Origin of the sequence: Clostridium sp. C105KSO13, from assembly GCF_001517425.1 — a bacterium.
GTDB lineage: Bacteria > Bacillota > Clostridia > Lachnospirales > Lachnospiraceae > Muricomes.
The window spans coordinates 1-8,608 of sequence record NZ_FBWL01000111.1 but is presented as its reverse complement, the minus strand read 5'-3'; the positions used below and the strand labels follow the sequence as shown (position 1 = coordinate 8,608).

Annotated in this window: 8 protein-coding genes; 7 read left to right on the top strand and 1 reads right to left on the bottom strand. The window is 44.3% G+C overall.

Translation table 11 applies throughout. The features are described from left to right. Positions 1-710 precede the first annotated feature (710 nt). The 7 genes from BN3456_RS00970 to BN3456_RS00940 all read left to right on the top strand — a co-directional run bounded on the left by BN3456_RS00970 (position 711) and on the right by BN3456_RS00940 (position 8,052). A complete protein-coding gene (locus BN3456_RS00970) occupies positions 711-1,871 on the top strand; it encodes a MarR family transcriptional regulator (protein ID WP_242862771.1) in 1,161 nt (386 codons plus the stop codon). A 1-nt stretch (position 1,872) separates the two neighbouring features. After that, a complete protein-coding gene (locus BN3456_RS00965) occupies positions 1,873-2,403 on the top strand; it encodes a hypothetical protein (RefSeq protein ID WP_089982111.1) in 531 nt (176 codons plus the stop codon). 248 nt (positions 2,404-2,651) lie between these two features. Then, positions 2,652-3,179 carry a DUF5697 family protein gene (locus tag BN3456_RS00960; RefSeq protein WP_089982109.1) on the top strand — a complete coding sequence of 176 codons (528 nt, stop codon included), beginning with the start codon at positions 2,652-2,654 and terminating at the stop codon, positions 3,177-3,179. A 6-nt stretch (positions 3,180-3,185) separates the two neighbouring features. Further along, positions 3,186-3,854, top strand: coding sequence for a DUF6100 family protein (locus tag BN3456_RS00955; protein ID WP_089982107.1), 669 nt, complete (start codon positions 3,186-3,188; stop codon positions 3,852-3,854). 141 nt (positions 3,855-3,995) lie between these two features. Further along, entirely contained in the window at positions 3,996-5,099 is a 1,104-nt protein-coding gene (locus tag BN3456_RS00950) for a hypothetical protein (protein ID WP_242862770.1), read from the top strand. Next, positions 5,089-7,101, top strand: a complete 2,013-nt coding sequence (locus BN3456_RS00945; RefSeq protein WP_089982106.1) for a VirD4-like conjugal transfer protein, CD1115 family — start codon at positions 5,089-5,091, stop codon at positions 7,099-7,101. Before BN3456_RS00950 ends, BN3456_RS00945 begins: the two co-directional genes overlap by 11 nt. A gap of 18 nt (positions 7,102-7,119) precedes the next feature. After that, positions 7,120-8,052, top strand: coding sequence for a S1 RNA-binding domain-containing protein (locus BN3456_RS00940; protein ID WP_089982104.1), 933 nt, complete (start codon positions 7,120-7,122; stop codon positions 8,050-8,052). Positions 8,053-8,245: 193 nt separating this feature from the next. Here BN3456_RS00940 and BN3456_RS00935 read toward each other — a convergent pair. After that, positions 8,246-8,608: hypothetical protein (locus tag BN3456_RS00935; protein WP_347457631.1), on the bottom strand; the 363-nt coding region annotated here is incomplete at its 5' end.

Genomic DNA, 8,608 nt, shown 5'->3' with positions numbered 1-8,608 from the left:
TCTGAATCATCCAGAGATACTGGATAAATACCTGCCCTGGTCAAAAGAATTACCAGAAGAATGTAGGTTGATTCATAAGCATAAAAAATGCCTCAAGAAATGATAGGCTTAGTATAGCAGCATTGCGGCAGAATTACACGACGCCATCTTTTGAAGCACTTACAGATGTATATGCAGCAGAAATTAAATTCACACTATTTTGCATGGTCTCCCAGAGCTGTAAGTTTGTTTTTTTACTCATTGGCTTCTCCTCCTTCCTTTGATTAAGCCATCAAATGAGATGGCTATGTATAGAACGCAAAAATGCCGCTTGCTCTGTTACGAACAAACGACCTCTATATAATATGTAAACGTCTTTGCTTTATTCCTTTTTATTCACTCAATTTTAGTACCAAAATAGTTCCACGGGATATAAGTGAAGCCGTGAAACCCGCTGATTATGCGGCCTCACGGCTTCCTGTTTACTACTCAAACTCCAGACAGACAGTACGCCATATTAACAAATATCCTTGATTTTTCAGCATTTTAGAACTATTTGGAAATGTAAAAAGCAACAATAGAAAAAAATATAATGCAATAAAAATGCAATGAATGTACTCTCGGCTCTAAGTTGAATTTATAGCCTGATGTAAGATTCTAATACCTAAGTTATGCGGAGCAGACCATCTCTATGGCCTGCTCTACATTTTTAATGAAAGGAGTTCTCACATATGAATTATCAATTAGAACTAAAACAAATTGTAGATTTCCCACGCTGCCGCATTTACCGTGGCTTCATACAAACCCTAATCTCTGATAAGACCATCCGAACCAACGGTTGCTCTTATCTTTTTTATTATCTGATACTTTGTTCCTATGCGAATTACCGGACTTCTTACCGCCGTATGGAGCATCTCATGTACACGGTTGGCCCAGGTGAATGGATTTGCACCTTAAAAGAGGTTCAATCCTGGTTCCGCTGTAAATTTCAGCATCAGGCTATTTCCATCCTGAATACTTTTGAAGAACGCGGCCACATTACCTATACTGTCATGGGGAAAGAAAAACTTTTGAAATTCAAGATTACAGACTGGCCTAACAGCAATAAAATCCTGGAATACAATTATCCCTGTGAAAAAGATACAGGATTTTTCTTTTTTCCGATTGCCAAAGTGCATGAGCTGATTGATATGGAAAAATGTTCCGAAATGGATATCATGCTGGATATGTGGATTCATGCCATCTATAATGACCCGCTCGTATTTGGTTCTGATTCAGCGCCAGTAGTCTATTATCGTAATAATACCGGGAATCCGCTGACCAGCTTTCAAACATTGGCCAACCGTTGGGGACAGTCCAAGGCATCCGTCTCCCGAATACTGAAAAAACTGGAGGATAAAGAACTAATTACGCTCATCTCTTTTAAGGGGAAATATGGCAGCATGATTTATCTTAACAGCTACCTGTCTGTTATGTTTGATGTCAGCGATGTCATGATTGATAAGGAGGAGATTGCCATGAAGATGCAACTGCCTATCCATATTCCAGAAGAAAATGAGGAAACCTGTGTTTCAGAAACTGTTACCGAAGAACAAATCACCGTTTCAGAAAACGGCTCCTGCGTACCAGATTCGCACATGAAATTCATGGTCGCAAAAGTCGCGGAAATGTTGGATACACAAGGGATTCCATGCTGTCATTGCCGGAAAACCCAGTATATATTATCTCCTTTATCAGCCTGGAAGGGTCTATTAACTACATATACTCTAAGTATTATCTGCCCATTTGGAAATGCACGATACCGGTTTGAACTATCTGTTTCTCCAGAGGATGCATCAATCAATCCATGTCCATTGACAGTAGACTGCCAAGAGCAGGAAGGGGGTGAATAACATGGCAAAGCAAAATTACCAGGCATTCCCTTCTCCGGAAGAGGATCCACGATTCCATGACACCTATAAGTTTCTTCGACGATACCGGGATGCCCAGTACAGCCTGAAGGTGGTTGTCCATCAGCTGGAAAAGCAGTTTCGGATGGAGTATGGTACCAGCATTGATGAATTTCTGGATATGCTGTATGCCGCCGGGGCGGAACTCACCGGAAGCGATATCGAAGAACGGGCAAAAAGTATTGAACGAAGCAACAAAATGCTAAAATTGCTGGATTCCTCTGTTGACCTCCTGCGAACCAGCCACAAACACGGGGAACAGTATTACTGGATCCTTTATTATGCCTTCCTGTCGCCTCAAGAACTTAGAAACACGGATGAAATTCTGGAAAAGCTGGCACTCCACATTGATAATATTTCCTACCGGACTTATTACCGCAAGCGACGTGCTGCAATAGAGGCGCTTAGTACCATTCTCTGGGGATTTACTGCAAAAGAAACACTTGGACTGCTGAATCAGTTCTTCCCGGAATAGCGTGGCACAATCTTGTCACTACATTGACCCGCTTTTGCAATTGTGGTGGAAAATTACCTATGCTACAATAGGTATTGCTTATAGTTTTCGCATCCAGCACCCTGACCGGTGCTTTTTTTGTACCCATCCACCCAATTGCTGACAGCGGGTCATAAGTATGCTGTACGTACAGTAACCTGCACAAAAATATGTCATACGCATGACTGTACGTACAATTTCATCTAAATTGACTTAGAAGGGAGCTAACTATGAAAACAAGAAATCAAATTTACAACGGCGAGGGTGCAGAACTGCTGCGGATTATTACCACATATCATACCCTGCTCTATGAACAGGTGCTGCAGCTCTTCCCAAAGAATAGCGATTCCATGAAATCCCTGATTACCAGCATGGTAAAGCAGGGGCGCATTTACCACGATACAGATTCCGGAATACTATGTGATTCCCCAGAGTCCGCATCAAATCCAGACTGTGGTGTCATCGCGGCCTTTTGGGTTCTGTTGGATTTTAAGAAAGCAATCATTTACCACACCAGTGGAACTTTCCCAATTAAACTTCATTTTTTCGCACAGGATGAAAGCTATGAAATCATCTACGTCGGTTTGAACGAAGAAGATTTGCTTAATCATGTGATGGAGAGCATTCCGGTCACGGATGCAAACCGGCTGGTAATCCTGGAATCCGAATCACAAGCTCCTAAAGTAAGGATTGAAGGTGTCGTAGCTTTCTGCATCGTAGACTCCGGTGGTGCTGTCAGTTACTATCAAAAGAAATGAGGTTCTATGACTACTACAAAAAATATTTTCCAACGGCTTCAGGGATTGGAAGATGAAATCCAGAAACTGAATAATACTGTTTTTGCACTAAAGGCTACTGATATTAAAGCCTATGGTGAAAATTATGAGGAATTAAGTGTTCATGCTGCTCTTCGTGCAGAGCGGATTGCATGCCAGCTTCGCAATCTCGTCTTTCTTACGGAGCGCCCGGGAAAGTCTGCTTACATGAGGCAGGCTGCCAAAGCCCACAATCTCAAGATTGAAGATACCGAAGGCATCCTCTCCATTACGCTCCCAGGTCTCCTTCCAAAGCGGAGACTCCATACGAATACCGCGTTTTTGTGCGAACCGCTTAATTTTGCCTTGCAGGATCACCTGAAAAACCATAGCCTGCCACTCTATCAAAGCTGTGTTATCTGTTTCAGCCAGGTTTATGACGAAACCTTTCCTATGCGTAGAATCCGGGATTATGACAATCTGGAATTCAAACAGGTTCTGGATGTCATTTCTTCGTATGTTCTTTCAGACGATACCGGATTGCTCTGTGATACCTACCATACGACGGAAATAGGCGAACATGACCTTACAGTGGTATATATTATGGACAAGGCAGTCTTTCCTGACTGGGTAAAAAGCAGGAAGAACAGCATAAAAATCATATCGGAAATTTTATGATTTTTTTTACAAAAATTCCGATATAGGTAAAAACAAGGCAGGGTTCTTTTGGTTCCTTGCTTTTTTCATGCCGGTCAAAACAGCATTTTACCCAAGTATAGGCTGGCATAGGTAAGAAAACTGAACTGAGGTGATGCCCATTTGATTAAACCAAACACACAGAAATACCATCTGCTGGAGCTGATTGGGATAAGCGGAGAATTTCCGGCTGACCAGTTAAACAGGCTGACGAGTCCTTCTTACATGGAAAAGCTGATTACGGATTTAAAGGCAGAAAAACTAATCCGGCCGCACTACCGGGATAAGTTACGTGGCTATCGCCTGACAAAACGTGCGAAGGATATGCTGCTTACCAGCAGCCCTGTCCGGTTCGCGCCATATTTGACCGGGAACACGGAAACGAATCTGATCAGGAGTGAAGTCTTCCGCCGGATGCGGCTTCATCAAAAAGCCGAAACATATGTGACACTGCTTCACGCCGGCGTTCCAATTTTCCCGGATGAGAAACCGAAACTATTTTCCTCCAAACGCGAAGCTATAGAAATCCTGCCGCGAAGCCTACCGCTTTTTTACTCCTCCAGAGAGATTAAGGAGCTTGGCTGTGAAACCACTAAAATTAAAAATTCCCGCAGTGTAGGAATCCTATTGGCCCCTCATTGCGTATACGCAGTTTATAATACCGGAAGCAGCGTACTCAAATGGGAATACAAAACAGAAGTACGCCTGAATGCTTTCCTTCAGTATTTTCTGCAGGGGCGTCCTTATCCCGGTCTTCCCAAAGTCAGAGCCATCATGCTGGGAACCGATATGCACATGGCATTGCGGCTTATGACAAGTACTGGCGGGTACAAAAAGAGTCTCTTCATGCTGGACACCGCATTTGAACATTTTCATTACCTGCCTAACACACCGGAAGGCGAGGCGCTTTTAAGGATTCTTCTGAATCCACAGATGATGTCCCGGCTAAAAGAACTTCTTTTGTCCGACCTGGAGGATCCACGGGATGATATTCCCATCGAACATGATGCGGTTGCCCCTGTGCGGATTCCTGTATTACTTGCGTATGATTTTGACATGCAGCGAATCAATCGGTTCAATACCGGACTGAATGTATATGGCTTGCCCGGGAGTCTGATCTGCTTTGACTTTCAGATTCCATGTCTGAAGGAATACCTGACGGCAGATATACAATTCCACAGTATTGACCTTTTCAAATTTAAGAAAGGGTTTTTGCATGAACACTAAGAGATGGTGGAAGCTCATTTTTCTGCTTCCCATAGCACTCTGCACACTATATGCAGGCGGCTATATTGCACAATTTATTGACAACTATCAGCACTGGAGCGCATTGGGCAACTTTGCCGGCAATGGAACCAATCCACAACTGCCGTCTTTACACCCATCGGCGTGTCTTGCTGCACTGACGCATTTCCCGTACAACCTGTATGGGATTTTTATCTGTCTGCTTGCATTCGAGCTCTTGAGCTTCTTACTGATGCGTATGGGTTTTGATCGGACCGGCGGAACTGCTGACCGGGAGCGGAACCTGACCTACTCCAATAAGGGGACCTATGGTACGTCCGGCTTCATGACCCCGGATGAGATGCATCAGGTGCTGGAACTTACAAACAATGTGAAAAAGAATAAGGGAATCATCCTGGGGGAATTAAACGGAAAAGCGGTATGCCTGCCCTATAATACCCGGATGAACAGGAACATTGCCGTCTACGGTGCGTCCGGCAGTATGAAAAGCCGGGCCTACTGCCGCAATGCGATTTTCCAAAGTGTCGCCCGTGGTTCTGCTTCAAACATGCCCGGTGAAAGCCTGATTATCACCGACCCCAAAAGCGAGCTTTATGAAAGCATGTCCAAATACCTGGAAAACGAAGGGTACACGGTAAAATGCTTTAATCTCGTGAATCCGGAGAATTCTGACAGTTGGAACTGCCTTTCGGAAATCGACGGACAGGAAACTATGGCGCAAATCTTTGCTGATGTCATCATCCAGAACACCGGCTCCGGCAAAGAGGACCATTTCTGGGATAATGCGGAAATGAATCTGCTGAAGGCCTTAATTCTATATGTAGAACAGGGTTTTCCGCCAGATGCAAAGAATATTGGTCAAGTATACCGCTTGTTGACCATGAGCTCAGAAAAAGAATTGAACAGTATCTTCGATTTACTGCCTGTCACACATCCGGCTAAAGTACCCTATTGTATTTATCGCCAGGCCAGTGACACAGTACGCTCCGGCGTCATCATCGGACTGGGTTCAAGGCTTCAGGTCTTCCAAAACAAGCAGATCCGCCAGATTACATCCTATGATGAGATTGACCTGACGCTTCCCGGGAAGGAAAAATGTGCTTATTTCTGCATCACTTCAGACCAGGACAGCACCTTCGATTTTCTCTCTTCCCTATTTATGACGTTTGTCTTTATCAAACTTGTGAGATACGCGGACAAATATGGAGAGGATGGAAAATTGCCCGTACATGTACATATTCTTGCCGATGAACTTGCAAACACAGGCGCTATTTTAGAGCTGAACAAAAAAATATCCGTAATCCGCAGCCGGAACATGAGCATTTCCTGCATCTTTCAAAACCTTCCGCAGATGCAGAACCGCTATCCACTGAACCAATGGCAGGAAATTATCGGGAATTGTGATACACAGCTCTTCCTCGGATGCACAGATGAGGTTAGCGCACGCTTCATCTCCGATCGCACAGGAGACATTACGGTAGGTGTCAGCAGTGAGGCGAAGCAGCTTAATAGCTGGAGGGTATCAGATTATACCCCGGAATATCACCAAACCAGCTCCATTGGAAAACGAAAATTGCTTACCCCTGATGAAATCCTGCGGCTTCCTCTGGATTGCGCCCTTATAATCCTGCGCGGACAAAAGGTACTCAAAGCACATAAGCGGGACTATCTTTTACATGAAGACTCCCAAAAGCTAATCTTCCGAAAAGCAAGCGAGCATATTCCCACATGGCGCGAAAACGGGGAGCATGAGGAAGTCAATTTTGTTCCCAAAGTAACTGCCGCGCGCCCTGGAAAGAAAAGGACTTCCAGCGGAGTTCCTATGCGACAAAGGAAAGTTCCTGATAGCCATTCTCCCAAAGACGCGCTTTCGCCAGAGCCGGATTACGAGAATATGCCTTCTGACCTGCTGTCTGAAGAATTTGCATATGACAGCTCAGAGTCAGAAATGGTTCCATTATCAAAAGATTCTATTATGACCTAACCCTGAAAGGAGATTTTTATGCCAAACGAAGAAAAGATTATCACCAATACCCCTATTTTAACCCTGGAGTCAGATACTGTGCTGGAAACCGCCCAGTTAAAGGCAGATTTAATCTGGCACGAAATCCAGAACGCCTACCGCACCAAGAAAATATTGACCGGCATGCTGGGCGGAATCGAAAAAACAGAAAACGGCAGCTTAATTGCAATCGTATATTACAAGGATTTCCGTACAGTCATCCCCGTCACAGAGATGGTGATCAATCTGGTGCAGGATGCAGCACATGACTATGGGGACATCGCCTTACGGCAAAATAAAGTCCTGAACAATATGCTTGGCTCAGATATTGATTTTATTGTGAAAGGATTGGATACGAAAACCCGCAGTATTGTAGCAAGCAGAAAAGATGCCATGATGAAAAAACGGCAGATTTTTTATCTGGACAAGGATTCCTCCGGTCATGCCAAAATACATGAGGACCGCATTGTACAGGCCCGTGTGATTGCAGTCGCTGAAAAAGTAGTACGGGCTGAGATTTTCGGAGTTGAAGTTTCCATCCCGGCCCGGGACCTCAGTTTTGACTGGCTCGGAGATGCCAGAGAGCGCTTTCATGTCGGCGAACATATTCTGGTCCGCATTCTGGAAGTGCAGGCTGACAATCCGGAAGAGATTGCCGTCCGTGCTGATGTCAAGAGTGTGGAGGGAAATACAAGCAGAGACAATTTGAAAAAATGCAAAGTCCAGGGGAAATACGCCGGTGCAGTGGAGGACATCCATAAAGGGACTGTATTTGTCCGGCTCAGCATAGGGGTAAATGCCATTGCCCACAGCTGCTATGACAGCCGCACTGTCGGCAAAAAGGATCAGGTGTCCTTTGTAGTCACACATATTGATGAGGACCGTAACGTAGCTGTCGGCATTATAACACGCATTATCAAGCAATCCATTTAGCCCCGGCTCACTGATCCTTGAGTTTCCGCAAAATGTAATTTCAAAAGAGATAACTTCTTCTAAAGTACCAATCTGTCCTATTTTTGAAAAAAATGAAAAGACAGTATTGTGAATAGAGGTACTGAAATAAGCCCCGCCGGAACCGGACTTTAGGAGAATTATTCTTTTATGCCCAATGGGGCAGACCCTCTATCTAAGCGACCAGCTTAAAGCAAAGTTGACGGTATGCCGGACGTTTTGTCCGAAACCAGAGTCTGACGCCCTCTTTCGCATACGACAGTATGCCTGAGATGCCTTTTGCCAATCGGTAATAGCAGAAGAAAACTTTTTCCTTGATGGGATCTGCCGTTTTTATGATTGAAACCTTGAGTGCATTTGTCTCTTCTTCCATTGAGATCAAGGCCAGAAACGCCATGCATAAGGTGATATAAAAGTTAAGTGCATTGATTGCACAAAGCTTCCGTACGCGAAAGTTTTCAAACTGGAACATCTGTTTTTTACAACGGAAATATTCTTCAATTTTCCATCTGGAAAAGTATGTTCGTGCTACACGGAT

Excerpts from the sequence above, each read along its gene's own strand:
- BN3456_RS00945 (WP_089982106.1), top strand. The coding sequence starts at position 5,089 with ATGAACACTAAGAGATGGTGGAAGCTCATTTTTCTGCTTCCCATAGCA.
- BN3456_RS00955 (WP_089982107.1), top strand. The coding sequence starts at position 3,186 with ATGACTACTACAAAAAATATTTTCCAACGGCTTCAGGGATTGGAAGAT.
- BN3456_RS00960 (WP_089982109.1), top strand. The coding sequence starts at position 2,652 with ATGAAAACAAGAAATCAAATTTACAACGGCGAGGGTGCAGAACTGCTG.
- BN3456_RS00965 (WP_089982111.1), top strand. The coding sequence starts at position 1,873 with ATGGCAAAGCAAAATTACCAGGCATTCCCTTCTCCGGAAGAGGATCCA.
- BN3456_RS00970 (WP_242862771.1), top strand. The coding sequence starts at position 711 with ATGAATTATCAATTAGAACTAAAACAAATTGTAGATTTCCCACGCTGC.
- BN3456_RS00940 (WP_089982104.1), top strand. The coding sequence starts at position 7,120 with ATGCCAAACGAAGAAAAGATTATCACCAATACCCCTATTTTAACCCTG.